The organism is Sideroxyarcus sp. TK5 (assembly GCF_054601595.1).
Window position 1 is genome coordinate 101,344 of the sequence record NZ_BAAHSJ010000004.1, and the last position, 26,573, is coordinate 127,916.

At 58.8% G+C, this 26,573-nt stretch carries 30 protein-coding genes; 17 read left to right on the forward strand and 13 right to left on the reverse strand.

Features of this window, described 5'->3' with window-relative positions; all coding sequences use genetic code 11:
• The first annotated feature begins 39 nt into the window (after positions 1 to 39).
• The 6 genes from ACYPYQ_RS08430 (at position 40) to ACYPYQ_RS08455 (ending at position 4,291) form a co-directional block, all read left to right on the forward strand.
• A complete protein-coding gene (locus tag ACYPYQ_RS08430) occupies positions 40 to 624 on the forward strand; it encodes a superoxide dismutase (protein ID WP_459722786.1) in 585 nt (194 codons plus the stop codon).
• Between the two features lie 331 nt (positions 625 to 955).
• Positions 956 to 1,210, forward strand: coding sequence for a transcriptional regulator (locus ACYPYQ_RS08435; RefSeq protein WP_459722791.1), 255 nt, complete (start codon positions 956 to 958; stop codon positions 1,208 to 1,210).
• A 201-nt stretch (positions 1,211 to 1,411) separates the two neighbouring features.
• The gene (gene fumC / locus ACYPYQ_RS08440) at positions 1,412 to 2,806 is read left to right on the forward strand and encodes a class II fumarate hydratase (RefSeq protein ID WP_459722794.1); all 1,395 of its coding nucleotides are present in this window, start codon (positions 1,412 to 1,414) and stop codon (positions 2,804 to 2,806) included.
• 192 nt (positions 2,807 to 2,998) lie between these two features.
• Positions 2,999 to 3,394, forward strand: a complete 396-nt coding sequence (locus ACYPYQ_RS08445) for a hypothetical protein (RefSeq protein WP_459722797.1) — start codon at positions 2,999 to 3,001, stop codon at positions 3,392 to 3,394.
• 117 nt (positions 3,395 to 3,511) lie between these two features.
• Complete coding sequence (locus ACYPYQ_RS08450; RefSeq protein WP_459722801.1) at positions 3,512 to 3,850, forward strand: 4a-hydroxytetrahydrobiopterin dehydratase; 339 nt, start codon at positions 3,512 to 3,514, stop codon at positions 3,848 to 3,850.
• Between the two features lie 69 nt (positions 3,851 to 3,919).
• On the forward strand, positions 3,920 to 4,291 hold the full coding sequence (locus tag ACYPYQ_RS08455; protein WP_459722805.1) for a hypothetical protein: 372 nt from the start codon (positions 3,920 to 3,922) through the stop codon (positions 4,289 to 4,291).
• Positions 4,292 to 4,593: 302 nt separating this feature from the next.
• On the opposite strand, the gene ACYPYQ_RS08460 is transcribed toward ACYPYQ_RS08455, so the two are convergent.
• The 6 genes from ACYPYQ_RS08460 to ACYPYQ_RS08485 form a co-directional block, all read right to left on the reverse strand.
• Positions 4,594 to 5,112 (reverse strand): hypothetical protein, encoded by a 519-nt coding sequence (locus ACYPYQ_RS08460; protein ID WP_459722809.1) that lies wholly within the window; start codon positions 5,110 to 5,112, stop codon positions 4,594 to 4,596.
• A 119-nt stretch (positions 5,113 to 5,231) separates the two neighbouring features.
• Complete coding sequence (locus ACYPYQ_RS08465; protein ID WP_459722811.1) at positions 5,232 to 5,786, reverse strand: HNH endonuclease; 555 nt, start codon at positions 5,784 to 5,786, stop codon at positions 5,232 to 5,234.
• Positions 5,787 to 5,872: 86 nt separating this feature from the next.
• Entirely contained in the window at positions 5,873 to 6,205 is a 333-nt protein-coding gene (locus ACYPYQ_RS08470; RefSeq protein ID WP_459722816.1) for a hypothetical protein, read from the reverse strand.
• A 309-nt stretch (positions 6,206 to 6,514) separates the two neighbouring features.
• Positions 6,515 to 6,898 carry a hypothetical protein gene (locus ACYPYQ_RS08475; protein ID WP_459722820.1) on the reverse strand — a complete coding sequence of 128 codons (384 nt, stop codon included), beginning with the start codon at positions 6,896 to 6,898 and terminating at the stop codon, positions 6,515 to 6,517.
• 94 nt (positions 6,899 to 6,992) lie between these two features.
• Complete coding sequence (locus tag ACYPYQ_RS08480) at positions 6,993 to 7,163, reverse strand: hypothetical protein (RefSeq protein WP_459722823.1); 171 nt, start codon at positions 7,161 to 7,163, stop codon at positions 6,993 to 6,995.
• A gap of 100 nt (positions 7,164 to 7,263) precedes the next feature.
• Positions 7,264 to 7,674, reverse strand: coding sequence for an HIT family protein (locus ACYPYQ_RS08485; protein ID WP_459722826.1), 411 nt, complete (start codon positions 7,672 to 7,674; stop codon positions 7,264 to 7,266).
• A gap of 64 nt (positions 7,675 to 7,738) precedes the next feature.
• Here ACYPYQ_RS08485 and ACYPYQ_RS08490 point away from each other — a divergent pair, with 64 nt between their 5' ends.
• On the forward strand, positions 7,739 to 8,146 hold the full coding sequence (locus ACYPYQ_RS08490) for a DUF4279 domain-containing protein (protein ID WP_459722831.1): 408 nt from the start codon (positions 7,739 to 7,741) through the stop codon (positions 8,144 to 8,146).
• Positions 8,147 to 8,261: 115 nt separating this feature from the next.
• Here the strand turns inward: ACYPYQ_RS08490 and ACYPYQ_RS08495 are convergent, their stop codons facing one another.
• The 7 genes from ACYPYQ_RS08495 to sat form a co-directional block, all read right to left on the reverse strand.
• Positions 8,262 to 9,311 carry a hypothetical protein gene (locus ACYPYQ_RS08495; RefSeq protein WP_459722834.1) on the reverse strand — a complete coding sequence of 350 codons (1,050 nt, stop codon included), beginning with the start codon at positions 9,309 to 9,311 and terminating at the stop codon, positions 8,262 to 8,264.
• Positions 9,308 to 9,817: an FKBP-type peptidyl-prolyl cis-trans isomerase gene (locus ACYPYQ_RS08500; RefSeq protein ID WP_459722837.1), complete on the reverse strand. Its 510-nt coding sequence runs from the start codon at positions 9,815 to 9,817 to the stop codon at positions 9,308 to 9,310. Before ACYPYQ_RS08500 ends, ACYPYQ_RS08495 begins: the two co-directional genes overlap by 4 nt.
• Positions 9,818 to 9,834: 17 nt before the next feature.
• Positions 9,835 to 10,185, reverse strand: a complete 351-nt coding sequence (locus ACYPYQ_RS08505; protein ID WP_459722841.1) for a hypothetical protein — start codon at positions 10,183 to 10,185, stop codon at positions 9,835 to 9,837.
• Positions 10,186 to 10,332: 147 nt separating this feature from the next.
• On the reverse strand, positions 10,333 to 12,222 hold the full coding sequence (aprA, locus tag ACYPYQ_RS08510) for an adenylyl-sulfate reductase subunit alpha (RefSeq protein ID WP_459722848.1): 1,890 nt from the start codon (positions 12,220 to 12,222) through the stop codon (positions 10,333 to 10,335).
• Complete coding sequence (gene aprB / locus ACYPYQ_RS08515; RefSeq protein ID WP_459722853.1) at positions 12,222 to 12,704, reverse strand: adenylyl-sulfate reductase subunit beta; 483 nt, start codon at positions 12,702 to 12,704, stop codon at positions 12,222 to 12,224. Before aprB ends, aprA begins: the two co-directional genes overlap by 1 nt.
• A gap of 33 nt (positions 12,705 to 12,737) precedes the next feature.
• On the reverse strand, positions 12,738 to 13,562 hold the full coding sequence (locus tag ACYPYQ_RS08520; RefSeq protein ID WP_459722859.1) for an adenylyl-sulfate reductase: 825 nt from the start codon (positions 13,560 to 13,562) through the stop codon (positions 12,738 to 12,740).
• A 54-nt stretch (positions 13,563 to 13,616) separates the two neighbouring features.
• Positions 13,617 to 14,789, reverse strand: a complete 1,173-nt coding sequence (gene sat, locus ACYPYQ_RS08525; protein WP_459722862.1) for a sulfate adenylyltransferase — start codon at positions 14,787 to 14,789, stop codon at positions 13,617 to 13,619.
• A gap of 279 nt (positions 14,790 to 15,068) precedes the next feature.
• On the opposite strand from sat, the gene ACYPYQ_RS08530 reads away from it, so the two are divergent.
• The 10 genes from ACYPYQ_RS08530 (at position 15,069) to ACYPYQ_RS08575 (ending at position 26,546) form a co-directional block, all read left to right on the forward strand.
• On the forward strand, positions 15,069 to 17,984 hold the full coding sequence (locus tag ACYPYQ_RS08530; RefSeq protein WP_459722867.1) for a molybdopterin oxidoreductase family protein: 2,916 nt from the start codon (positions 15,069 to 15,071) through the stop codon (positions 17,982 to 17,984).
• Entirely contained in the window at positions 17,981 to 18,712 is a 732-nt protein-coding gene (locus ACYPYQ_RS08535; protein ID WP_459722871.1) for a 4Fe-4S dicluster domain-containing protein, read from the forward strand. Before ACYPYQ_RS08530 ends, ACYPYQ_RS08535 begins: the two co-directional genes overlap by 4 nt.
• A 20-nt stretch (positions 18,713 to 18,732) precedes the next feature.
• Positions 18,733 to 19,716 carry a dimethyl sulfoxide reductase anchor subunit family protein gene (locus tag ACYPYQ_RS08540; protein ID WP_459722874.1) on the forward strand — a complete coding sequence of 328 codons (984 nt, stop codon included), beginning with the start codon at positions 18,733 to 18,735 and terminating at the stop codon, positions 19,714 to 19,716.
• A gap of 10 nt (positions 19,717 to 19,726) precedes the next feature.
• Complete coding sequence (locus ACYPYQ_RS08545; RefSeq protein WP_459722879.1) at positions 19,727 to 21,523, forward strand: SulP family inorganic anion transporter; 1,797 nt, start codon at positions 19,727 to 19,729, stop codon at positions 21,521 to 21,523.
• Positions 21,524 to 21,547: 24 nt separating this feature from the next.
• Entirely contained in the window at positions 21,548 to 23,491 is a 1,944-nt protein-coding gene (locus ACYPYQ_RS08550; RefSeq protein WP_459722883.1) for an SLC13 family permease, read from the forward strand.
• A 132-nt stretch (positions 23,492 to 23,623) separates the two neighbouring features.
• The gene (soxY, locus tag ACYPYQ_RS08555) at positions 23,624 to 24,100 is read left to right on the forward strand and encodes a thiosulfate oxidation carrier protein SoxY (RefSeq protein WP_459722887.1); all 477 of its coding nucleotides are present in this window, start codon (positions 23,624 to 23,626) and stop codon (positions 24,098 to 24,100) included.
• Positions 24,100 to 24,414, forward strand: coding sequence for a thiosulfate oxidation carrier complex protein SoxZ (gene soxZ, locus ACYPYQ_RS08560; protein WP_459722890.1), 315 nt, complete (start codon positions 24,100 to 24,102; stop codon positions 24,412 to 24,414). The genes soxY and soxZ overlap by 1 nt, the downstream gene beginning before the upstream one ends.
• Positions 24,415 to 24,485: 71 nt before the next feature.
• Entirely contained in the window at positions 24,486 to 24,794 is a 309-nt protein-coding gene (locus ACYPYQ_RS08565; RefSeq protein ID WP_459722894.1) for a c-type cytochrome, read from the forward strand.
• Positions 24,795 to 24,829: 35 nt separating this feature from the next.
• Positions 24,830 to 26,107, forward strand: coding sequence for an FCSD flavin-binding domain-containing protein (locus tag ACYPYQ_RS08570; RefSeq protein WP_459722898.1), 1,278 nt, complete (start codon positions 24,830 to 24,832; stop codon positions 26,105 to 26,107).
• A 211-nt stretch (positions 26,108 to 26,318) separates the two neighbouring features.
• Complete coding sequence (locus ACYPYQ_RS08575; protein ID WP_459722901.1) at positions 26,319 to 26,546, forward strand: sulfurtransferase TusA family protein; 228 nt, start codon at positions 26,319 to 26,321, stop codon at positions 26,544 to 26,546.
• The last annotated feature ends 27 nt before the right edge of the window (positions 26,547 to 26,573 follow it).

Here is a 26,573-nt window from a genome sequence, read left to right on the forward strand (position 1 = left end):
GCCATTTCCGCTCATCGAATTCATCACAAGGAGACTCTCATGGAACACCAACTGCCAGCGCTTCCCTATGCCAAAGATGCCCTCGCGCCGCACATGTCGGCCGAGACCTTCGACTATCACTACAGCAAGCACCACCAGGCGTATGTGACCAACCTGAACAACCTGATCAAGGGTACCGAATACGAGAATCTCGATCTGGAAGCCATCATCAAGAAGGCACCGGCCGGCGGCATCTACAACAACTCCGCGCAGGTGTGGAACCACACCTTCTTCTGGAACTGCATGAAGCCGAACGGCGGCGGCGCACCGAGCGGCGCACTGGCCGACGCGATCAACAAGAAGTGGGGTTCGCTGGACGAATTCAAGAAGGCCTTCCAGACTTCCGCCGTCGGCAACTTCGGCTCGGGCTGGACCTGGCTGGTCAAGAAGGCCGACGGCTCGGTCGACATCGTCAACATGGGCGCCGCCGGCACCCCGCTGACCACCGGCGACAAGGCTTTGCTGTGCATCGACGTCTGGGAGCACGCCTACTACATCGACTACCGCAACCTGCGTCCCAAGTTCGTCGAGACTTTCCTCAACAACCTCGTGAACTGGCAATTCGCGGAAAAGAACTTCGCGTAATCCCCTGCCGTGCCTGGCACGGATCAGTTAGCAGGAAAGATGAAAGGCACCCGGGAGGGTGCCTTTTGTTTTTGCAGCGATGCGATGCATCGCGAAAGGTTTTGGAGCGGCCAAATCGAACAGTGGGCGGCATAGTTTGCGGCAACTATGGAACCATCAATGGTCATAGGAGCCGGAATTTCCAACTGCCTGCGGTGCTTCCGACTCGGAATTTTCAGATCCGCTATTGACATGAAAACCCAACGGTTTGACCGATAAGGAAATTTCCTGCTTGTTATTTGGTGTGAGTAGTCGCACGATAACCACGTCTGAGGAATCAAGGGCGAGCTCGATGAGACTTATCGAACAAGATGAGAAAGACGATTTCCTTGCGGTTTTGAAGCGATTCAAGCTATCCGAGGATGATTTTGTCCTGGTGGAGACCGATACGACAGACCCGAAGACGGATGAGATTCTTGCGCTGTCCGGCTTTGTCGTCATTACACGTAAGTCCACCAAGCTGAAAGCTCAATACCCGATTGGCGATGGTTCCAGATGGGTCGAGGAGTTTGAAAGAGACCTGGAAGCACATTTGTTCGGCAGATAACAACGCTAGCAAGAATGCCTCACCTGGCCCGCCGATTTCCAGATGTCGCCGAAGCGACCTTGCAGTACCGGCCATCACTTCGATATTGACGATGCGTTAAGCATGTCCTGGTGATCGCTTAAGGGAAACCACAAGGGTATGCCCCTGTTCTCTGTAGCCTGATTTCGGGGTATCCATATCCTGCGCGCTTAGGAGGATCTGATGGATTACAGGATAGAGCACGATTCATTCGGTGACATCGAGGTGCCCAGTCAAAAGCTCTGGGGCGCGCAGACACAGCGCTCTCTGCTGCATTTCAAAATCTCGAATGAACGCATGCCGGACGAGATCATCCTCGCACTGGCAGAAACCAAACGCGCCTGTGCCCGCGTCAATTGCGACCTTGGCATTCTGCCCTCCGAAAAAATGCAGGCCATCGTCCGCGCTGCAGACGAAGTGCTGCATGGCTTGCACATGAATGAATTCCCGTTGTCTGTCTGGCAGACCGGCTCGGGCACCCAGAGCAACATGAACATGAACGAGGTGTTGGCCAATCGCGCTTCAGAATTGATGGGCGGTGAGCGTGGCCGCAAACGGCTGGTGCACCCGAATGACGACGTCAATCTGGGGCAATCGTCTAACGACATTTTCCCCACGGCCATGCATGTTGCCGCAGCGCTCGGCATCATTCGTGATGTGCTTCCGGCCCTGACCGATTTGCGCAACACGCTCACCGGCAAGTCGCAGGAATTCGCGGATATCCTCAAGATCGGGCGCACGCATTTGCAGGATGCGACCCCGCTCACGCTGGGGCAGGAATTCTCCGGTTATGTCGCGCAATTGAACCATGCCGAATCAGCGATCACCGCTACCTTGCAGGCAGTATTCGAATTGGCCGTCGGCGGGACAGCGGTGGGCACCGGGTTGAATACCCATGCTGAATTCGGGCAGCGCGTGGCGGATGAATTGGGCCAGCGCCTCAAGCTGCCGTTTAAGAGTGCGCAGAACAAATTCGCCACACTGGCCGCGCATGATGCGCTGGTCAATGCGCACGGCGCGCTCAAAACGCTCGCCGTTGCGCTATTCAAGATCGCCAACGACATCCGCTGGATGGCTTCCGGGCCGCGCTCGGGGCTGGGCGAGATCAGCATTCCCGAGAACGAGCCTGGCAGTTCCATCATGCCGGGCAAAGTAAATCCCACCCAATGCGAAGCGCTGACCATGTTGTGCTGCCAGGTAATCGGCAACGACACGGCGATCACAATGGGCGGTGCCTCCGGCAATTTCGAGTTGAACGTTTTCAAGCCGCTCATCGCCCATAACTTCGTGCAAAGCATGCGCTTGCTGGCCGATGGCATGGCGAGCTTCGATCGAAATTGCGTGCAGGGCATTGCTGCCAATCACAAGCGCCTGAATGAGCTGATGGCGCAATCACTGATGTTGGTGACGGCGCTGGTGCCGCACATCGGCTACGACCGTGCCGCTGAGATTTCGCAGCGCGCCCAACGCGACGGCTGTGCGCTCAAGGAGGCCGCACTTGCCTTGGGTTACGTGACGCCGGAAGACTACGAACGCTGGGTTGTTGCGGCCGACATGGCGCGCCCGACATCCAATTAAATACTTGACTGAACATCTTGGTTATGTATAGTGGAGGCGTACTTCCCGCAATGGCGTTCTGACTGCCATGCCTCTCACAACTCACTGTTTCAACGCGAGTTGCGCAGTATCCATGACGGTATACCCGGCAAATCCCGCTGCCAGTTCACACCATGCGGTTGTGATGAGAATCACTAGCGAATGGAGGGTGCCATGTCCGCATTTTTCGGAATAGATGAGCACAACGCCGAAGGCTTCATCGACAACGGCGTTTTCTGCCTGCCCCATACTCTCGATGGGAAATACGCACTACACAGCATCGTTTCGCCCATCCAGAACTCGGATATCGTCTTCATCAAGCAATGTTCGCCGCTATCCAGCCTGCATATCAAGGCGATAGGCGTAGTGCAGTCGAGTTACCCGATGAAAGTCCCGACCGAGGTTTGCCTGCCGGTGGAGTGGGTGTGGCAGGGCGAAAAGGTGCTGGATAACGTGGAAGAGGTGTTGGCGCAGTGTGGTGAGCCGCTGTACGAAGAGCACAACATCATGGTGCAGAGAGAGATCATCGACCTGCTGCCGACGAAGTACCACGTGGCACAACCGATATAAGCCTGCCGTGTGCCGACAGTATCGACGGGCGGTCTTCATTCTCGACGCACCGGGTCCAAGCTTTCAAATTGCCGACTTGGCGCAAGCTGCCCTAGAACAGCGAGTGAGGAGGACATCATGAGTGATCTATGCGAGCTGTCCAACAGGAAGTGCAAGCCTTGCGAAGGCGGCATGCCGCCCCTGTCACAGGAAGTGAGCAACAAGCTCTTAAGTCAACTTGATGGCTGGGCGTTGCAAGATAAGGTGATCCGCAAAACCTTCGAGTTCAAGAACTATTTCCAGACCATGGCATTTGTAAACGCAGTGGCCTGGCTATCTCACCGGGAAGATCATCATCCGGACCTGAGTGTCGGATTCAATCGCTGCCAAGTCGAATACTCCACTCATTCAGTCAACGGGCTGTCGGAAAATGATTTCATCTGCGCGGCAAAAGTAGATCGTCTGTTTCACCTGTGAAATAGACCGAGCTGCGAGACCGGGAAAGCTGCTGGAATCAAGATGCATTCACAGTCATAAGGTTTAGCCATGAAAATTCTATATGACAAAAATGAAGTGATCGCAGCCGCCCGGTATATCGTGGCAAACAAGCCCAGCGCCAAAGATCCGTCAGAGATCCCCCATACGGATCGAGGCTTTAATCTGGAACGAGGGCATGTGGATGCCATCCTGAAAAATATGCGCGCGCTGGCAAGAGAGAATGAAAAGGTTTATCTGGCTGTTCAACAATCTCTGGCTGCTGGAAATTCGAATGTGGATCTGCTCTGGAGCAAATGGGTTGAAGTGCTCGGGGTCGGTGGCTATTGGATCATTGCCAACATTGAAGAAGGCACGATCCAATTTGCAATCGCAGTATCCCCGTGGTTTGGCGACCCCATGGATATCGAGGAAGAAATATAACTTTCCGGATTTGTAACAAGTATGGTGGTTTCACCGTGATCAAGACGGCAACCTGCATCCCAAGTGTTGAGACCTTCCTCAACAATCTGCAGAACTGGGAGTTCGCAGAAAAGAACTTCGCGTAATCTCATTCGTGCTTGGCACGGATCAGTTAGCAGGAAAGATGAAAGGCAGCCGGTGGGTGCCTTTTGTTTTGGGGGATGGGCTGAGGAGCTAAAGGCAGTTGATCGGCCGAAGCCGCCTTTTCGCACGCCATTCAATGGCGACAGCAATCTGATCAACATCAGACGTTCAACGTGGAGTTAGGCGTCATGGTGAGAGGAAAGGTACTGACTGAACATGACCCAGAACTCTCGCTTTCCATTGGACTTTAGAGCCTCCATTACCGTATCAACAAAGATTCTAAGTTCGCTGTCTTCGGGAATGCTGCCCTTCGTCTTTCCAGTCCAGACTATGAGCGCTCCGTAGTGTTTGGGCCTTTGAATTTCACCTGAGCTGAAATAGGCGCAGGCATCTATCAGCAGCAATTCCGTTAGCTCAGGGTTAAACAATATCTCGCCTGTCGGGTCGCGGTCGGCATGTTTGAAAAAGTTCTCTGGTTCGTGAAGTAACTTGTGCATCCGACCTCGCTCTTCAGCAGGCAGCGACTGGAGATATTCCGTTTTGATGAATGGATGCTCTGCACCTTCACGCTTTGCGATGTCTTTAAGTGCGTTGTATGCGGCTGCAGCAAGCGTGTGAGTTGCTACGGCGTTGTCCGACGTGAAGAACAGTTCAATCGCGGCATCGAGTTGCGCGCGAATCGCGTCAATCTTCGTCAATCGGATGTGCGGCATGGCATGGCGCTTAACGTAGAGCTAACCAACGTTGCGCGGCTTTATCGTGCAGCGCCCAGCGAGCGAAGAGAGCGAGGTTGAGCGCCGGGTTAGAAGCTGGTGGATCAAAGCGCATAAGTTACCTTGTTTTCTTTGACTACGACCTTGCCTGTTGATTGCAATTTCTGGAGCAATGAAGCCAATTCTGCTTTGGACACACCTTTGGGGTAAAGCGAGGCAATAGTGCTTGTAAGCGTCTTGAGGGTGCGCGGCTTGGAATTGCCTCGCTGCTTCAGATTGGCGACAACGAAAGCCAGCTTGTCGTCTTTGGTTTTGACGATGGCTGGTGCTTTGGGCGGAGCTTTAGGTTTGGCTTGAGGCGTGACGGCAGGCGGAGCCTTCGATGGAGTAGCAGTTTTGACGGAGCCCGCACCGTTCGGGCATTTGAACTGTCCTTTTTGATTAAGAACAACCTGAAATTTCTCTTTGAGCGACATACTACCGAGCAGTGCGTTGACTGACTTGCAGCATGCGACGCAGTTTTCGTCGCTGTTGCTCCCACCATTGGAGCTGGCGAACAAATGTTCAACGCTTGCCTCAGCCTTCGGCAAAGGTTGCTTGCAGAAGAAACACAGCCCTCCTTGGACAAACATCAAGCGGTCAAGTGGTTTCGTAGGCATAAGCTTCTAACGGTTCACATAAGGGGCGCCGCAGTCGCGGCGGCCCAGCGAACGATAGTGAGCGAACTTGATGTGATTGCTAGATTTCACTTGTTTTCCTTGCTTGATTTTGAAAGCTGCTCCAGCTGCCACTGAAATAGCTCATCTTCTGAATCTGCTCGTGGAATGACTTGCCAGATGTCGGCTCCAATGTCGGTGTAGCTCACCTTTTGCCAGATACGCCCCAAGCAGGTATCGAGCAGGAACTGATCTGCACGAACGCTCGAGTGTTGAACTAGCACATATCTCCCCGGCGCATTGCATGAAGGGGGACCAACCGTCGGAAAGGGCTCCTTTGCCTTTGGATCAGCCGCGTAGCTAAGGCTCGGGATTAGGATTGCCAGTGCCAGCGCACTGACGAAGAGGGTGAGTAGTCTCATGGTCATTCCCCTTGTGAAATCTAACAGTTCTTGTAGAGACCCACGGGTCCGGACATTCATAAATAATGAGACAGACACTTTTCGCCTCTATCCTTATGAATATCTTGAAAAGATGAAATCATGCGACTCATTATTACATTATCAATAGGGAGACGCATGACACTGGAAGGATTGAAGCAAATTTTATGGCTTGAGGATATAGGCCAATATATCTATATCCGGTCTATATATATGAATGACCGCTTCTATCAGAAAACCGGAAGTAACCTGCCAATCCTTTTTATGGCGACTATGGCCGACCACCCGCCCTCAAGAATCTTCTTCGCGCAGCACCGAACGCGTGATGCGCTCGAAGCCGATGGTGGAGAACTTGTCGATGTTGAGGTACTGGTCGGTGACGTCGGCATGGGAGACGATGCCGTTGCTGCTGCACCAGTTATCCCAAGCGGTCTGGCCGACACGCGAGTTGCCGGGCATGCCGACCAGCCGGTAGATGCGGCCACTGCGGGTGGTGATGGTCATGCTGTCGAGGCAGAATTCCTGGATCGCGCTGGAGGTACGGCCGAAGTTGTAGGTGACGTCGTGCCCGCATACGTGGCGGCTGCGCGTGCCCTGTTTGGTGACGACTTCCATCACGCACCATCTGCGCAGCGTGACTTCGCGGGATTCGTCGGGGAGCTTGCGGGAGGACATCGGTGCCGTGGCCGTGGGTTGACTGGCGGCTATGATAGCGGAATGCCGCGCGGCTGTTCGGGCACGCGCGGCGATCCGTTGCCTGAGGGGGGCTTCAGGGCTTCTTGGGCGTGGAGTAGGGTACTTCTTTCTGGATTGGTTCCCAGGTGGTCTCGTAGCCGACGAAGAACTGTCCGGGCACGATCTCTTTCTGGCGGGTGGTCACGCGGAATGTGCGGCCTTCCGGAACCTTGGGGCGGCAAAACGGTTTCTTTTCTTCACTCATGATGCTGTCTCCTTGGGTTTAATAAACTGTTGCTTGCAAACGGGAGGCCTGTCCATCAGGCTTGCCGGGTCCTCCCTGTTACCCGGCAGGATTCCATTCTTTAACGCTTGTAGTGCGCCTTGTGCGGGATCACATGCCGCACGCCGCCCTGCGGATTCTCCACGTCCCCTTTGTAGCGGGGGATGAGGTGGATATGCACATGGAAGATGCTCTGTCCGGCGGCCGGTCCGACATTGACGCCGACGTTGTAGCCGTCCGGTTTGAACTCGGCGTCGAGGAGTTTCTTTTCCTCCTTGATGAGGTCCATACAGGTGGCGAATTCTTCCGCTGTCAGCTCGAAGAAACTGGCGACATGGCGGCGCGGGATGATCAGGGTGTGTCCCGGGCTGGTGGGGTAGGTGTCACGGGCGCTGAAGGCGAGATCGCACAGGATCGACACGCCGCGCGGGTCCTTGCAGAACAGGCAGGGATCGTTGGGGTCGCGTTTCTTTTCTTGCGTTGCTTCAGACATCGGCAGGACACCTCTTCCTGTACGTTATACTCGAACCGTCATTCCTGTTAACGGAGAAACCATCTTGGCTTCGAATAAGGCTCGCGTTTACTTTGCATTGCTTGGCTACCACTTCAACCCGGACGACGTCACGCGCCTGCTCGGGGTGGAACCCACTTCCGTCAACGCAGCCGGCGCATACAGCACGCTGGACAAACCGGTCATCAGCTCGTGGGAGTTATCCACGGAGACCCTTTCCGGCGAAGTCGACGTCTTTGCCCTGACCGATACGCTGGTCAAACAATTGGAGCCGCTCAAGGACAAGATCGTCGAGGTCTGCAAAAGCCACAATCTGTCTCCCAGGCTGGGCATGGTGCTGACCTTGTCCGCCGATCAATCCGGCCCCGGCCCGGAAGCCGGCGTCGGTGTCAGAGCGGTCCGCTTCCTGGCGGATACCGGTTCTTTCCTCAACATCGAAACCAAAGTTTCCTAGAGATACGCTGATCTAATCGTCGCACCGGCGAAGGCCGGTGCCCAGTTAATTAAAAGCACTGGATTCCGGCCTTCGCCGGAATGACGGCTTATTCAGCACATCCCGCAGTTTTCCCTTAAATCACCGCGCTGCCCAGCGTTTCGTGCTGGGCGCGCGCCATCTTCATCTGTTCCTCGCAATGCTTCAGGCACAGCGGTTGCAGCGCGTGCGGGAAGCATTCCATGATCACTTCGAACTCGTCGGCGATCTCTTCGGCCAGCGCGGCATCGTTGGTCAGCTGCGCCAGTGAATTCTGTACCGTCGCCTTGTTCACGCGGCACAGCACGGCCACATGGATGGGCAACTGCTGCTCCATGCTCACCGTCAACGCCAGCTCGTAGGAATTGATCGCTTCTTTCAGGCGCGCGGCATTCCCTTCCGACTCGCCCAGATGATGCAGTGTGACGCCGCGGTTGTTGTGCGTGGCTGTCAGCTCCAGTGCGTAATCGTCGGCATTGAGCGCGGTCAGCGCGTTCTTCCATGCGACCACGGACTTCTGGAACTGGCGGTTGCCCTTGAGCTGTCTGCCGAAGGTGTACAGGGTGGCGCCCAGTTGATGCATCGTGAGCATCCAGTCCTGCGGTGACTGTTCCCTGGTCCAGACCTGCAAGGCCTCGGTGTAGGCATCCACCGCGACCTTCAACGGCGCCGTGGTTTCGCTCAGGCGGCCAAGCGTCTGGTTGGCCGTGGCCAGGTTGTATTGCGTGACTGCCCATTGCCGGGGCGCGCTTTCTCGGGAGAACACTTCCAGCGCCTTGCCGAAGCACTGGATGGCGCGTTCCAGCGAGGCGGCATCCCGGCGCTGCTGGCCCAGTGCGGCCAGGATATTGCCGAGGTCGTTCTGCTTCGTAGCCCACACCTGCGGCTCGCGCTCGCGGCTGATCGTTGCCGCATCGCCGTTCAGCGCGGCGTCCAGCGCTTCGCGCAGGGGCTCGAAGATCCTCGCGCTGTAACGGTGCTGCTCATAGTTGCCGCGTGTGTAGCGGAAGTTGTCCGCCATCGCCACCTGCGTATCCGGCGCGGCCGCGGCGGCCAACTCCGGGCTCAGCATGCCCAGCGAATCGGCGATGGAGCGTTCCAGCGCACGGTTCGGCGGGTAGAGGAGGTAGGCGGTGGAGAAGTTCATTGTGCCCGTTCGAGGATGTCGTTCAGGTCGGGATCGGCGCCGACCGGGCCGCCCAGTTCAATCTCTTCTGCGGTCGCATCGCGGATGGTCAGCACTTCCAGCACGAAGGTGACCTCGCGGCCGCACAGCGGATTGTTGCCGTCTATGGTCAGCGTCTTGTCGTCGAGGCGGGTGACGATGAAGTTGCGCGGCTCGCCCTTCTCGTTCTCCATGGTGATGGTCATGCCGAGTTCGCGGTATTCCTCCGGCACATTCTCGATGCGGTCGGTGAACACCAGCGATTCGTCGCGCTCGCCATATAGCTTGGTGGTGTCGACCGGTACCTCGATGGTGTCGCCGACCTTCTTGCCGTACAGCTCGCGCGTGACTTCTTCGGACATCACGTCGTTCACGCCGTGCACGTAGCCGATCGGATATTCCACGGTGACCAGCACTTCACCGCTCTTGTTGTCGATGACCCGGTAATTCAGTTCGACGAATTTCTCGTCTGCGATGGTATCTGACATGTTGGTTCTGACCGGGGTTAGAAAATGGTGGCGCCGAAGATCTTCACTTTGCCATTCTCGTAGCCCAGCACCAGCCGACCCAGCCATTCGCCGGGTTTCGCCGAGCTTCTCTGCTTGTACAGCACGGTGACATGCTCGCCGCGGCGGATGATGCCCAGATAGTCATAGTCCGGCGACAGGTTCTTGGCCAGCTCGCTGCGCGCGAACTGCTTGCCCATCTCGATCTCGTTGGCGCCCATGATCAGGGTGCTCGAAAAATTGCGGGTGAAGGCGCCGTAGTTGCCTTCGTTGGAATACTTCACCAGATCCGCCCACATCGGATGGGCGATCTCCAGGATCTCCGCATCTGTCTTGTCAATGATATTCATCCACCCAACTCCGTATTGATTCAGCAGTGTCTATTTCTATCACGGAAATGGTCGTTCCATGCTCGCGGATCGGATAAAAAGAGGACCAACATGAACGATGCCGGTCCTCTTCAAAGCATTTACCAGTTACTGCAAGCCAGCATTCGCCTAGTGCGCGTCAACCGGCTTCTTCTCGACATCACCCACCAGGTGGTAGAGCGGGGCCTTTTCCATGGTGTACTCGCCGGTCTTGGGATCGCGGCGGGAAACGGTCAGCACGTGCCAGTTCTGGTCGTCCAGCTTCATCACGTCGCCACGGTAGTAATACCCGGGCCAGCGCGTCTCCTTGCGGAACAGGGTGTGGTGGAACACGCTTTCCGAAGTCAGGAAGCGGTGCTTCAGTTCCCATGCACGCAGAAGTTCGTGGATGTCGGACGCGGCAACCTTCTCCAGGTCTTCACCCAGGATGGACATCTTCTTCAGGCCGATGTTGAGCAGCTTGTCGTTGGTCATGTAGTTGACCCCGAAGCCTGCGCAGTATTCGTCCATCAGCTTCTGCAGGCGGTCCAGGCCCTGACGCGGGTTGATGAAGTTGGGGTTCACGCTGCCGGCCACCACTTCGTTGCTGTACACGCGGTAGGTCTCCAGCGGCTTGTAGACCTGCTGACGGCGGCGCTCGATCTGCGCGTCGGAGACGCGGATGCCTTCGGCCTTGCCGTCGTCGATGTACTTGCACGCAGCCTTGGCCGCCAGGCGGCCTTCGGTGAAGGAGCCGGAGGAGAAGGCGTGCGGCGTACCGCCGACCGCGTCACCCGCGCCGAACAGACCTTCGATGGTCGTCATGCGGTTGTAGCCCCAGAAGTATTCTTCCGGCGAGATGTCTTCCGGACCGGAACACCATGCGCCGCAACCGGTGGCGTGCGAACCCATCACATACGGCTCGGAGGTGGTCAGCTCGGGGTTCTCGTACTTGGGATCCACGTCGGTGGCGGCCCACAGCACGGCCTGGCCGACGGTCATGCCGAGGAAGTTGTGCCAGCCAATCTCTTCGAGGTGTGGATCCTGGAAGGCTTCCATGGTGACCATATGGATCGGGCCGCGACCGGCGTTCACCTCGTTGATGATCGCGTGGTTGCGCAGGCAGGTCGGGATCGGGCGGTGCGTGCGGTGCGACACTTCCGGGTCCAGGTATTCCTTGCCCACCATCTTCTGCAGGTCGGGGAACCACTTGGATTCGTACTCTTCACCGTAGGCGTTCTGGGTGTAGGTCTTGAGGTGCAGGAAGTAGGCGCCGACCGGGCCGTAGCCGTCCTTGAAGCGGGCCAGCACGATGCGGTTCTCCATCTGCGTCATCTTGGCGCCGGCTTCGATCATCAGACCGTAGGCGGAACCGGAAGACCACGGTGCATACCAGACGCGGCCCGCACCTTCACCGACGGAACGCGGCTTGAAGATGTTGGATGCGCCGCCCGCGCCGCAGATCACGGTCTTGGACTTGAACACATGGTAGTTGCCGGTGCGGACGTTGAAGCCCACGGCACCGGCGACGCGGTTCTCCTTGGACTCGTCCATCAGCAAGTGGGTCACGCAGATGCGGTTGAACACCTTGTCGGCGGACTTCTTGGCGGCCTCGGCCACGATGGGCTTGTAGGATTCGCCGTGGATCATGATCTGCCAGCGGCCTTCACGCAGGAACGAGCCTTTTTTCTCGTTGCGCATGATCGGCAGGCCCCATTCTTCGAAGTTGTGCACGGTGGAGTCGACGTGGCGCGCCATGTCGAACAGCAGGTCCTCGCGCACCATGCCCATCAGGTCGATACGCGCATAGCGCACATGATCTTCGGGGTTATTTTCGCCAAAGCGGGTGCCCATGTAGCAGTTGATCGCGTACAGGCCCTGCGCCACAGCGCCGGAACGCATGATGTTCGCTTTCTCGGCGATGACGATCTTCTTGTTCTGGCCCCAATATCTCGCCTCGAATGCTGCGCCCGTACCGCCCAGACCGGCGCCGACGACCAGGATGTCGATATTGTCTTCGATAATTGTCGAGTAGCTCATCAGTATTGCACTCCCTTTTTGATTTCCAGGCCATTGGATTCCAGTGTATGCAGTCCACCGTCATCCATACGGATGTATTTGGGCTCGTTGAACAGCAACTGGCTGTTGCGCATCTCCTTGCTGGGGGCGGGCACCTTGCCGAGGTCCGGCGTCGCCGAGCCCCAGGGCTTGGTCGTGATGGGGGCGAGCAGCTCCATGTCTTTCTTGCCGTTTCGGAACTTGATGCGCCAGGCGATGGTGCCTTTCTCTTCGTCGCGGATCACGCGGACCGAGTGGCCAAGCGGCGCGAAGTCGGCATAGCCGCGCACGTCGATGGCCTGGTGCGGGCAGGCCTTCACGCAGGAGTAACACTCCCAGCACATGTTCGGTTCGATGTTGTAGGCCCGACGCAGCTTCTTGTCGATGTGCATGATGTCGGACGGGCAGATGTCCACGCATTCACCACAGCCGTCGCAACGTGTCATATATACAAAGGTTGGCATGATCTATTCCTTATGGATGATGTCGGGTCGGTATCAGTAGTGCTTGGCGCGTTCGGCCTTGATGCACAGTCCCATGTTGGGCGGGTTCTTGCCCATGTACATCGGTACATCCGGGAACTTGGCATGCACTTCTGGGCTGCTCAGGTCATAGTCGGGCGGCAGGTTCTCGCGTCCGCCGTCAGCCATGATGACCTTCTTCTGGTGGGCTGCCGCCGGCTTGAAGAACATGTGCGCGAACTTGGACCAGTACACGCCGCCGAACAGCACGGTGCTGGACAGGATGAACAGGGCGAACAGCACGGTCAGACCGCCGCCGTTGTACGACCAGAGCAGGGCGAAGGTCGAGGTGGCCAGCAGCGAGACGATGAACAGGTCGGCGCGCTCGAAGCGGAACACTGGCAGGCCTTCGGCCGCCACGTCGACGCGGATGGCGAACCAGAACCAGTAACCGCCGACGGCCAGCATCAGCGCGCCGATGTGCCACAACTGCGGCAGCAGGGTGGAAGTGGTGCCCGGCGAGAAGATCATGAGCGCGGTGCTCACCACGAACAACATGAAGCCGTACATCATCAGCAGGTGGGAGATGCGGCGCTGCGGATTGCTGAATTCGCCGGCGGTCATCACTTCGTTGACCAGCACGGAAGCCGCAAGCACCGCTTTCTCGCCGCCGCTCACCGAGCGCTTCGCGCTCTTTTGCGCCTTCTTCGCGTTCTCGAAGAAGTACTTTGCGCTCTTCTTGTGGATCATGTCCAGGATCGTGCCGCCCATGACCAGCACGACCATGAGCACGATGTAGCCTTGCATCATGGCGGGGGTGATGAGGTCTGGCAGTGTGGCAAAGGGGTTGCTCGTGAACATCAGGTTCTCCTCATTGAAGTAATTGTCGCGGTAAGTCGGTCGATCAGTCGTCCATCAGCTATTCAGTCCTGCATAGTATTTGCGCAATATCTCCAGCACTTCCGGGCGGCTGAACTCGGCGGGGACTTCTTCGCCCTCGGACAGCATCTTGCGCAACTGGGTGCCGGAGACTTGCAGGCGGTCGGCATCGGTGTGCGGGCAGGTGCGCGCCGAGGCCATGCCGCCGCACTTGTAGCACCAGAAGGAGACGTCGATCTTCAGTGCCTGGGTCTCCAGCGCGTTCTTGGGGATCTTGTCGAAGATGTGGTGCGCATCGAACGGGCCGTAGTATTTGCCGACGCCCGCGTGGTCGCGGCCGACGATCAGGTGCGAGCAGCCGTAGTTCTGGCGGAACAGCGCATGCAGCAGCGCTTCGCGCGGGCCGGCATAACGCATGTCCAGCGGGTAGCCCGACTGCACCACGGTCTTGCCGACGAAGTAGTTCTTGGTCAGCGCGATGATGGCATGGGTGCGCACCTCGGCCGGGATGTCGCCCGGTTTGAGGTTGCCGAGCAGGGAATGGATCATCACGCCGTCGCACACTTCGATGGCGATCTTGGCCAGATACTCGTGTGAGCGGTGCATGGGGTTGCGCGTCTGGAACGCGGCGACCTTGCTCCAGCCCATCTCGGTGAACAGGGCACGCGTCTCTTTCGGCGTCATGTACATGCTGCCGTACTTCTGCGGGAAGCCGCCTTGCGACAATACTTTCACCGGACCGGCCAGATTCACTTCGCCTTGATCCATCACCATCTTCACGCCGGGATGTTCCATCTCGGTGGTGCCGAACACGGTGGCGCATTCGTGGGCTTTGTCTATGGTGTATTTCTCGGTCACCTGCATGGTGGCGAGGATGCTGCCGTCATCGGGATCGACCAGCGCGATGTCGCTGCCGGTGGGGATGGCGTCTGCTGCGGATTTGTCGGTGGAAAGGGTGATGGGGATGGGCCAGAACAGGCCGTTGGTGAGCGTCATGCCGTCGCATACGCCCTGCCAGTCGGCGTGGGTCATGAAACCGTCCAGCGGTGTGAAGCCGCCTATGCCGAGCATGATGAGGTCGCCTTTTTCGCGCGAACTCACCGTCACCTTTGGGTAACTGCGTGCCCGATTCAACTCTGCGATCAGATCCTCGCCTGCCAGCAGCAGCGGTTTCAGATCGCCCCCGCCGTGCGGGTTTACCAATGCCATAAAGCCTCCCTGTGGGGTTGAGCTACGGATGGAACAACGTCGAAATTTCAGGTGCGCACAGTAGAGGAACATCACCTCTGAAGCGATACCCCTCATGGGTTGAGGGTCACACCCCCCATAGGGGTTATGTCATTCCCCCTCATCACGGCTATGGCAGCACAGGCGCTGGATACGCATACTTCGGCACCTGAAAGATTGAGTAATTTCGTAGGGCAGCAGCGCACGAAAAATACAACAGCCGCGCCCCGATAAAACGATCAACCCTTACAAGAACAGCCCATGTCATCGACACCATTGCACGACCCATTGGCGCCGCCGGTTGCTGGCGCCACGACCGAGATCAAGAAGACCACTTGTTATATGTGCGCATGCCGTTGCGGCATCCGCGTGCATCTGCGCAACGGCGAGGTGCGCTACATCGACGGCAATCCCGATCATCCGCTGAACGGCGGCGTGATCTGCGCCAAGGGTTCTTCCGGCATCATGAAGCAGTATTCACCGGCGCGATTGACCAAGCCGCTGCGCCGCAAGCCGGGCACCGAGCGTGGGGCGGGCGAATACGAAGAGATCAGTTGGGAAGAGACGTTCACGCTGCTGGCTGATCGTCTCGGCGAATTGCGCGCGACCGATCCGAAGAAGTTCGCGCTGTTCACCGGACGCGACCAGATGCAGGCGCTGACCGGCATGTTCGCGCGCCAGTTCGGCACGCCCAACTATGCGGCGCACGGCGGTTTCTGCTCGGTCAACATGGCTGCGGGCATGATCTACACCATAGGCGGTTCGTTCTGGGAATTCGGCGGGCCCGACCTGGAACGTTCTAAGCTGTTCATCATGATCGGCACGGCCGAGGACCATCACTCCAACCCGCTCAAGGTCGCGCTGTCCAAGTTCAAGCGCGAGGGCGGACGCTTCATCTCCATCAATCCGGTGCGTACCGGCTATTCGGCCATCGCCGACGAGTGGGTGCCCATCCGTCCCGGTACCGACGGCGCGCTGTTCCTCGCCATCATCCGCGAGTTGATCGAGCTGGGTCTGTATGACCGCGAGTTCTTGGTGCGCTATACCAACTCTGGCCAACTGGTGAACCTGGATGCCGAGCATGACGAGTTCGGCATGTTCGTGCGCACCGAGGTGCCTGAGGAAGAGGGCTGTTACGACCCGCAGAACAAACTGTGGTGGGACCGCAATACCAACAAGCCGGTGGTGACACACACCGAAGGTGCCGACCCGTTCCTGCGCGGCGAATTCAAGATGCCCGATGGCACGCCGGTGAAGCCCGCGTTCCAGTTGCTGAAGGATCGCGTTGCGGAATACACGCCCGAATGGGCGGAAGGCGTGACCGGTATTCCCGCAGATACCATCCGTCGTCTGGCGCACGAGATGGGCATCACCGCACGCGACCAGAAGATCGAGTTGCCGATCGCGTGGACCGACTCCTGGGGCAAGGAACACGACACCGTCACCGGCAATCCGGTGGCCTTTCATGCCATGCGCGGACTGGCTGCGCACTCCAACGGTTTCCAGACGATCCGCGCGCTGTCGATCTTGATGACGCTGCTGGGTACCATCGACCGGCCGGGTGGTTTCCGTCACAAGCCGCCGTTCCCGCGTCCGATCCCGCCTTGCGCACGCACGCCGAACGATCCGCGTGCGGTACAGCCGAATACGCCGCTGGATGGCATGCCGCTGGGCTGGCCGGCCGACCCGGACGATCTGTTCGTGGACAAGGATGGCAACCCGGTGCGTCTGGACAAGGGCTTCTCATGGGAATATCCGCTGTCCGCACACGGCCTGATGCATAACGTGATCACCAATGCCTGGCGCGGCGATCCGTACAAGATCGACACGCTGCTGCTGTTCATGGCCAACATGGCATGGAACTCTTCCATGAACACCAGCGAAGTGCGCAAGATGCTCACCGACAAGGATGAGAATGGCGAGTACAAGATCCCCAACATCGTGGTGTGTGATGCGTTCCATTCCGAGACCACGGCCTTCGCTGACCTGATCCTGCCGGATACGACCTACCTCGAACGCCACGACGTGATGTCCATGCTGGACCGTCCGATCTCCGAGTTCGATGGCCCAGTGGATTCGGTGCGCATCCCGGTGATGCCGCGCACCGGCGAATGCCGTCCGTTCCAGGAAGTGCTGATCGAACTGGGGACACGTTTGAAGCTGCCTGCCTTCGTGACGGCGGACGGGGCACGCAAGTATCGCGATTACCCCGACTTCATCGTCAACTGGGAGACCGCGCCGGGTTCCGGCATCGGCTTCCTTTCCGGCTGGCGCGGCAAGGGCGGCGAGAAGAGCATGAAGGGGGAGCCGAACCCGAACCAGTGGGAGATGTATGCCAAGAACGACTGCGTGCACCACGAGGTGCTGCCGCGTTCCTATCAGTTCATGCGCAACTGGAACCAGGGTTATCTGGAGTGGTCGCAGCGCAACGGCATCACGCGCTATTCCGAGCCCATCCTCATCCACCTGTATTCCGAGGTGCTGCAGAAATTCCGTCTCGCAGCCCAGGGCAAGAGCATCACGCGCCAGCCGCCCAAGCATCTGGCCAAACGCGTCGAGACCTATTTCGATCCGCTGCCGTTCTACTACGAGCCGCTGGAGACGCAGGCCAGTGACAAGCAGAAGTATCCGCTGTCCGCCGTGACGCAGCGTCCGATGGCGATGTATCACTCGTGGGATTCGCAGAACGCCTGGTTGCGCCAGATCCACGCGCACAACTATCTGTATGTGAACGCACAGACCGCGAAGAACGCGGGCATCGCCGATGGCGACTGGATCTGGTGCGAATCGCAGTGGGGCAAGGTGCGCTGCATGGCGCGTTACAGCGAGTCGGTCGAGCCGGGCACGGTGTGGACCTGGAACGCCATCGGCAAGGCCGCCGGTGCGTGGAACCTGACGCCCGACGCGAACGAATCGCAGCAGGGCTTCCTGCTCAATCACGTGATCTCGGAAGAGTTGCCTGCGCAAGCCGACGGCAAGCGCTTCTCCAACTCCGACCCGATCACCGGTCAGGCGGCGTGGTATGACGTGCGCGTGCGCATCTACAAGGCGGAAGATGGCGAGCCGCATCACACCTCACCGCAGTTCCCTCCCATGAAGGTCTATCCAGGAATGAAACAGCGTCCGAACTGGCTGGCTTACTTTTCCGGCCTCAAGAAGAAAGGCGGTGCGAAATGACCCAACTCGCTCTCGTCATCGATCTGAATGTCTGCGTGGGCTGCAGTGCCTGCGTGACCAGTTGCAAGGAATGGAACACCTCCGGCTCCGCGGGTCCGCTGGTGGATGAGCGTCCCTACGGCGAGAACCCGACCGGTACGTTCTTCAATCGCGTTCAGACTTACGAAATGGGCACGTTCCCGAACAGCGAGACCATGCACTTCCCGAAATCCTGTCTGCACTGCGAAGACCCGGCCTGCGTGCCAGTGTGCCCGACCGGCGCTTCCTACAAGCGCAAGGAAGACGGCATCGTGCTGGTGGACTACGACAAGTGCATCGGCTGCAAGTACTGCTCGTGGGCATGTCCGTACGGTGTACGCGAGTTCGATGAGCAGCAGAAGGTGATGAAGAAGTGCACCCTGTGCGTGGACCGCATCTACGACATGAGCATGCCGGAAGCAGACCGCAAGCCTTCCTGCGTGAAGGCTTGCCCGACCAGTGCGCGTCTGTTCGGCGACATCCACGACCCGGAGTCGGCAGTGTCGGTGGCGATCCGCGAAGAGGGGGGCTATGCGCTGATGCCGGAGTGGGGCACACATCCTTCCAATCACTACCTGCCGCGCCGCAAGGTGAAGATGAAGATCCATGCGGATGAACTGGAGCGTGCGGACAATCCGCTCAAGCTCGACCATCAGCTGCCCATGCCGGACAAGGACGCGTCTACGATGGACGACGCGTCGGCCTGGTAACCAGAACAAAGCGAGACATCATGAAACCAGCATTCTCTGTGATCTTTTTGACGACCCTGATCGGGGCAGGGCAAGGCCTGTTCCTGGCCCTGTTCACGCATCAGTCCTATGCGCTGTTCGGTCTGCTGCCGATGCAGTCGGATGCGTTCTACGGCTATGGCAGCGCGCTTGCGCTGCTTCTGCTGTGCGCGGGCCTGTTTGCGGCTGTGTTCCACTTGGGCAAACCCAGCTACATGTTCACGCGCGCCTGGCGCGGCATATTGCAGTGGCGCACCTCCTGGATGTCGCGCGAACTGATCGCCTTGCCGGCGTTCATGGCCGGTGTGTTCGTGTTCGGCCTGATCCATCTGACCGGTTTCCGTCCGGTCATGGTGACATTGCCCAGCGGTTTGCCCATCGACCTGTCGGTGGTCGCGGGGGTGGTGGTGACGCTGCTGGCGTTCGCGCTGTTCATCTGCACCGCGATGATCTATGCCTGCCTGCGCTTCCTGCGCGAGTGGCACACCCCGCTGACGGTCATCAACTACACCCTGATGGGCGGTTCGTCCGGCTTCATCCTGGCGGCGTTCTATGCGGCTTCGGCAGCACCGGATCAGGCGGACTTCTTCGCCGGCTGGGCCATCATCATCACCGTGCTGGCCCTGATCGGTCGTGTGGCATCGCTGATCCGCAACGCGCGCCTGAAGCCGACCTCGACCATCCAGACCGCCATCGGTGTGAAGCATCCCAAGATCACGCAGCGCTCCATGGGCGCGATGGGCGGCACATTCAACACGCGCGAGTTCTTCCACGGCAAGAGCGATGCGTTCCTGCGCGCGATCAAACCGGCTTTCCTGTTGCTGGCTTTCGTGCTGCCGCTGCTGTTGCTGGTGCTCAGCCTGTCCACGCACGCTCTGCTGGGGTTGGCGTTTATACTGCAATACATCGGGTTGTTGGCCGAGCGCTGGTTCTTCTTCGCGCAGGCCAACCATCCGCAGAATCTCTATTACCAGACCGTAGGCTGAAGCGACCCTGATGGCAACTCAAACTCGTACGCGCATCTGTAAAGACTGGTTGTGCAAGATGTTTCCGTTCATGCAATGGAAGCATCTGGTAGACAAACAATCCACCCGTGCCGACCTGATCGCGGGCCTGACGGGCGCGATGATCGTGTTGCCGCAAGGCGTCGCGTTCGCCACCATCGCCGGTATGCCGCCGGAATACGGTCTGTATGCCGCCATGGTGCCGGCGATCATCGCCGCCCTGTTCGGTTCGAGCTGGCATCTGGTATCCGGACCGACCACCGCCATCTCGATCGCGGTGTTCGCGGCCATGAGCCCGCTGGCCGATCCGGGTTCGCCCGAGTTCATCCGCATGGTGCTGACGCTGACCTTCCTGGTCGGTCTGTTCCAGTTGATCCTCGGGCTGGCGCGCATGGGGGTGCTGGTCAACTTCATCTCGCATACGGTGGTGATCGGTTTCACGGCCGGGGCGGCGGTGCTGATCGCGGCCAGCCAAGTGAAACATTTCTTCGGTATCGCCATCGAGCGCGGCGCGCATTTCCATGTGGTGATCGAACAACTGGTCCTGCAGCTCGGCGACGTCAATCTGTATGTGACGTTCATCGGGGTGGTGACACTGTTGTCGGGCATATTGACCAAGCGTTTCTGGCCCAAGATGCCTTACATGATCGTGGCCATGGTGGTCGGCAGTGTGCTGGCATGGCTGGTCAACCTCGAGTTCGGCGTGGATGCCACCCAGATCAAGACGGTCGGGGCCCTGCCTTCGCACCTGCCCCCACTCTCCCTGCCGGATTTCTCTTACGATACGATCCGGCAAGTGCTTTTCCCGGCGCTGGTGGTGACCATGCTGGCGCTGACCGAGGCGGTCTCCATCTCGCGTGCCATCGCGGTGAAATCGGAACAGCGTATCGACGGCAACCAGGAATTCATCGGTCAGGGTCTGTCCAACCTCTTCGGCAGCTTCTTCTCCAGCTATGCATCGTGCGGTTCGTTCAACCGTAGCGGCGTGAACTACGCGGCCGGTGCACGCACGCCGCTGGCGACGGTGTACGCCTCGATCTTCCTGCTGCTGATCCTGTTGCTGGTCGCGCCGCTGGCCGCCTTTCTGCCGACGGCGGCGATGGCGGGCATCCTGTTCCTGGTGGCCTGGGGCTTGATCGACTTCCACCACATCTCCAGCATCATGAAGACCAGCAGGAGCGAGACCGTCATCCTGTGGGTGACGCTGGTCGGCACTTTGATCGATCTGGAGAAAGGCATCTTCTTCGGCATCCTGCTGTCTTTGGCGATCTACCTGTATCGCGTGTCGAAGCCCGGCATGCGGCCAGTCGTGCCGGCCAAGGAGGAGGGTGCCTACCACTTCGTGGGCGCCGAGGACCATGCACAATGTCCGCAGCTCTCCATCATGCGCATCAACGGCGCATTGTTCTTCGGCGCGGTCGACAACGTACGCGACCGTTTGCACCAGATCGACGAGGAGAACCCGCAGCAGAAATCGGTGCTGCTGACGGTGCGCGGTCTGACCTTCGTGGACGTGGCCGGTGCCGAGATGCTGGCCCAGGAGGCGCGCCGCCGCAAGAAAATGGGCGGCAAGGTGTATTTCTATTCGTGCAAGGAAGCGACGAAGGATTTCCTGCGAAAATCCGGTGCGATGAAAGACATCGGTGAAGAGAACTTCTTCCCGGTGATGTCGAACTGGGTCAAGCCGATCTATGCGACGCTGGACCCAGAGGTCTGCCGCAATTGCAAGGCACGCATCTTCGCAGAGTGCCACATTGCATTACCAAACGGCGAAGCAAGGAAGAATTGACGGATCATTGATGCAGGAGGCCGGATGAGCAGCGAAACCAGTCATACCCGAACCATCGTTGCTGCCTTCATCTTCCTCGCCATCGGCATTTCCGCCTTCCTGCTAGCGCCCAGTCGGGAGATCGCAGTTGTTCTGAATCTGCTGCTGCTGACGGTGTTCCTGTTCGCCTTCGAGGTGGTCGGCGTGGATGTGGCGGCGGTCACCATCATGGTGTTGCTGGGGTTGATCAGTCATTTCAGTCCATCGCTCGGTCTGGCACATCCCCTTGTGGCAGGGCGCGAACTGTTCCTCGGATTCTCCGGTAACGCGGTGATCTCCATCATCGCCGTGATGATAGTCGGCGCGGGGCTGGACAAGACCGGCCTGATGAACAAGGTCGCCGGTTTCATCCTGCGCGTGGCGGGCAGGACCGAGGCGCGCATCATCCCGGCGGTCTCCAGCACCGTGGGTTTCATATCCAGCTTCATGCAGAACGTCGGGGCGGCCGCGTTGTTCCTGCCGGTGGTCGGTCGCGTCTCGGCGCGCACCGGCCTGCCCATGTCGCGCCTGCTGATGCCTATGGGCTTCTGCGCCATCCTCGGCGGCACCATCACCATGGTCGGTTCCAGCCCCTTGATCTTGCTCAACGACCTGATCCTGGCGACCAACAAAGGCCTGGCCCCCGAACAGCAGATGCAGACCTGGTCGCTGTTCTCGGTCACGCCGGTAGGTCTGGCATTGCTTGCTTCCGGCATCGCCTACTTCGTGCTGGCCGGACGCTATGTGTTGCCTGGTGGCGACAAGGCGAACATGAGCGGCGGCACCAATGCCATGGATTACTTCCGCCAGCTCTACGGTCTGGATTATGCGATGTACGAGGTGGAGGTGCCGATGGGCAGCCCGCTGGTCGGCCGCGTCATCAACGACATCGAACAGCCGAACCGCCTGCGGGTGATCGCCATCATGCGCGGCAGCGATGATCTGCGCATCGGCCCGGCGCGCGACATCGAGATCGTGTCCGGTAGCGTGCTGGGGATACTCGGTGCGCCGGAACGGTTGCGGGATTTCGCGGCGGCGAACGGGTTGCAGTTGCGCGAGGAACTGGAAACCTTTGTCGAGCAATTGTCGGCGGCCAAGTCTGGTATCGCCGAGCTGGTCATCCCGCCACGATCGGAGCTGGTCGGCAAGAGTGCGCGCGACCTGTGGCTGCGCAAGAAATACGGGGTCTCGCTGATGGCCCTGCATCGCGGCGGCAAGACACTGCGCGAAGGGGAAGGGGTGCGCGACATCCAGTTCCAGTCGGGCGATGCACTGGTGGTGCACACTTCATGGGAGACGCTGGCGCATCTGGAAAAGGACAAGAACTTCGTCGTCGTCACCACGGAATTCCCCCATGAAGAGTTGCGTCCGCACAAGGTGAAAGCGGCGTTGGGCAGTTTCCTGCTGGCGCTGGTGCTGATCCTGTTCACCGATATCACCCTCTCCGTCGCGTTGATGACGGGCGCCATCGGCATGATCCTGTTGCGCGTGCTCAGTATCGATGAAGCTTACAGGGCAGTGAGCTGGAAGTCGGTGTTCCTGCTGGCCAGCCTGATCCCGCTCGGCCTCGCGGTCGAGACCAGCGGCACGGCAAGATGGATCGCCGAGCAGACCTTGTCCGTTCTGGGCGACATGCCGATCTGGACGATCCAGCTGGCGATCGTCATTCTGGCTACGTTCTTCACGTTGGTGATGTCGAACGTGGGTGCCACGGTGCTGCTGGTGCCGCTGGCGGTGAACATCGCGATCGGTGCTGGTGCCGATCCGGCGGTGTTCGCGCTGACCGTGGCGCTGGCGACTTCCAATTCTTTCTTCCTGCCGACGCATCAAGTCAACGCGCTGCTGATGGGGCCGGGCGGTTACCGTGTGGTGGACTACATGCGCGCCGGCGGGGTGATGACGATACTGTTCATCGTCGTGCTGATGGTCATGTTGAATTTGATCTTCTGAATTCGGACGATCAGGGAGGGATAGCCCGAAAGGGTTATTAATGGCGACACTTGCTGGTTATGGACGCGATTTGGGGGCTGGTATCAAATGGCCCTTCGATCAGTAGTCCTTATTTTGTCAACAGGGGGCTGGATGCATAGCTGTAAGGATGTGGATAGCGGACGTCGACAGGCACTCAAAACCGGCGGTGGTCTGGGCGTACTGGGGCTGTTCGCCATGCTCGGTCTGTTGCCTCCCTCAGCATTCGCCGGGGCCGATCGCAAGGCGTTCGAGCACAAGACGCTGAACGAGGCGCTCGATGCATTGGGTGGCCAGATCGCCGGAGAGAATCCACTCATCACGCTGACTGCGCCCGATGTCGCCGAGAACGGTGCGCTGGTGCCGGTGACCGTCGAGAGCACTCTGGCCGATGTCGAGCAGATCTCCATCCTGGCCGACCGCAATCCCACCATGCTGGTCGCGCACTACACCCTGCCCAAGGGCACCGATCCCTATCTCTCCACTCGCATCCGCATGGCCGAGACGTCGAATGTGATCGTGCTGGTCAAGGCGGGCGGGCGTTTCTATCGCGCATCCAAACAAGTCAAAGTCACGGCGGGGGGGTGCTGATGTCTACACCTTCCAAAATGCGCGCATCGCTCAAGGACGGCGGTTATGTCGAAGTCAGGATGTTGATGTACCACGAAATGGAGAACGGCCGTCGCAAGGATGAAGCCGGCAATATCGTGCCAGCCTGGCATATCACTGAATTCAGGGTGCAACATCTGGGACGGACCGTGCTGGAAGGACAGTTCGGTACCTCCGTGTCGAAGAATCCGTATCTGGTCTTCCGCTTCCGGGGCGGGAACAAAGGGGACAAGCTGTCCCTTTGGTGGCAGGACAACCGGGGTGACAGTCGCGTGGATGACGCGGTCATCGATTGACCAGGGCAGGTGCCGCCGCCGGGCGGGGAATGCAGTGATCGTCGTTCAATTCAATTCAGGGAGGTTTGACTATGATTTCGCTACGAATGCTATTGGTCGTCATCGGGCTGGGCTTGTGCTCCGTCGCGCAGGCGGCAGGGGTCGATAATCACGCGCGCAACATGGCGGCATCCTGTTCCGCCTGCCACGGAACGGATGGCTACAGCGAAGGTGGCATGCCCGTGATCGCGGGTATGGATAAAAAGCTGTTCGTTACCACAATGAAGGACTTCAAGTCCGGTGCGCGTCCGGCCACTGTCATGCACCAGCACGCCAAGGGTTATTCCGACGAGCAGATCGAGATGCTCGCGAAGTTCTTCGCCGCGCAGAAGCGCAAGTGATGCTGTGCCAACCAGACCGATAGAGGGAGAACAATATGTCATTCAGTCGTCGTGATTTTCTGAAGGCCGGTGTCGCCGGTATCGCAATCGGATCGTTCCCTGGACTGGCTTTTGCATCCAGCGAACTGGTCAAGAAGAAAGGCCAGCGTGTGGTGGTGGTGGGTGGCGGTTTCGGCGGTGCTACCGCTGCCAAGTACATCCGCAAATGGAGCAAGAACAAGATCGAGGTGGTGTTGGTCGAGCGTAATGCCAATTTCATCTCCTGCCCGATGAGCAACACCGTGCTCGGCGGCACCCGCAAGATCGAAGACCTGACCATGAGCTATGGTACGCTGCAGAAGAAGTACGGCGTGAAGCTGATCAAGGGCGAGGTCACTGCCATCGATCCGGAGAAGAAGAAAGTCATGCTGGCGGACGGCCATCTCAGCTATGACCGCCTGATCGTTTCGCCCGGTGTCGACTTCATGTTCGACAAGGTCGAGGGGCTGGATGCCAAGGTGGCGAGCGAGAGCATCCCGCACGCCTGGAAGGCCGGGGCGCAGACCGTCCTGTTGCGCAAGCAACTGGAACAGATGGCGGACGGCGGCGTGTTCGCCCTCGCCATCCCGAAAGGTCCCTATCGTTGCCCGCCGGGACCGTATGAGCGGGCCTGCCAGGTGGCGAGCTACCTGAAGGAGCACAAGCCCAAGTCCAAGGTGCTGGTGCTGGATGCCAATCCGGACATCGTCTCCAAGAAGGGGCTGTTCATGGCGGCGTGGAACGAGCTGTATCCGGGCATGGTGGAATACCGTCCGAACTCCATGGTGCTGGGTGTCGATGTGGCGACCAAGACGGCCAAGACCGAATTCGATGATGTGAAGGCGGACGTGCTGAACGTCATTCCGCCGATGCGTTCGGGTGTGGTGGCGGACATGGCAGGGTTGGCCAATGTCGATGCGCGCTGGTGCGGGGTGGATTTTCTGAGCTATGAATCCAAGGTGCACCAGAACATCCACGTCATTGGTGATGCTGTGTCGGCCGCGTTGCCGAAGTCGGGACATATGGCGACCTCGCAGGCCAAGATCTGTGCGGCGGCGGTGATCGAGATGATGAGCGGCAAGCCGGTCGATCAAGCACCCGTCATCGCCAACACCTGCTACAGCATGGTCAGCGGCGAAGAGGCGATGCATGTGGCGAACGTGTACCACTTCAACGCCGAGAAGATGGCGATGGTGCCGGCGGAGGGCGGTGGGGTGTCGGCCACGCGCTCTGAAATGGAGGGCGCATTCGCCGGTTACTGGCTGAAGAACATCCTCAACGACGTATTGCTCTGATGTTCCATTACGCCCCCGCCGCGACGGCTTGCCGCGCGTGGCGGGGGCGTTTCTTTTTTGCCTCGAGGGTGTGTCCCAATCATAACTCCTACGGGTTACCTGTTTCACCCGTCGTGGCTATGGACGTCCATGCAAGGTATATCCCTATAATGCAAGTCAGGTTTTGTGCGGCGACGCACTATTTTCGTAAACAACGAGTAGGAGAGAAACAATGAATTTCGATAAAGAGCTGAACGCACGTGGCCTGTCCTGTCCTTTGCCTATCGTCAAGACCAAGAAGGCACTGGTCGATATGACCTCCGGCCAGATCCTCAAGGTCATCTCGACCGACACCGGCTCCGTCAAAGACATGGCCGCGTTCGCCGAGCAGACCGGCAATGCGCTGGTAGCGCAGGAAGAAGTCGGCGGCGAATTCGTCTTCTACATGAAAAAGGGCTAAGGCCCTTTTCCAACTCACTCACAGGGA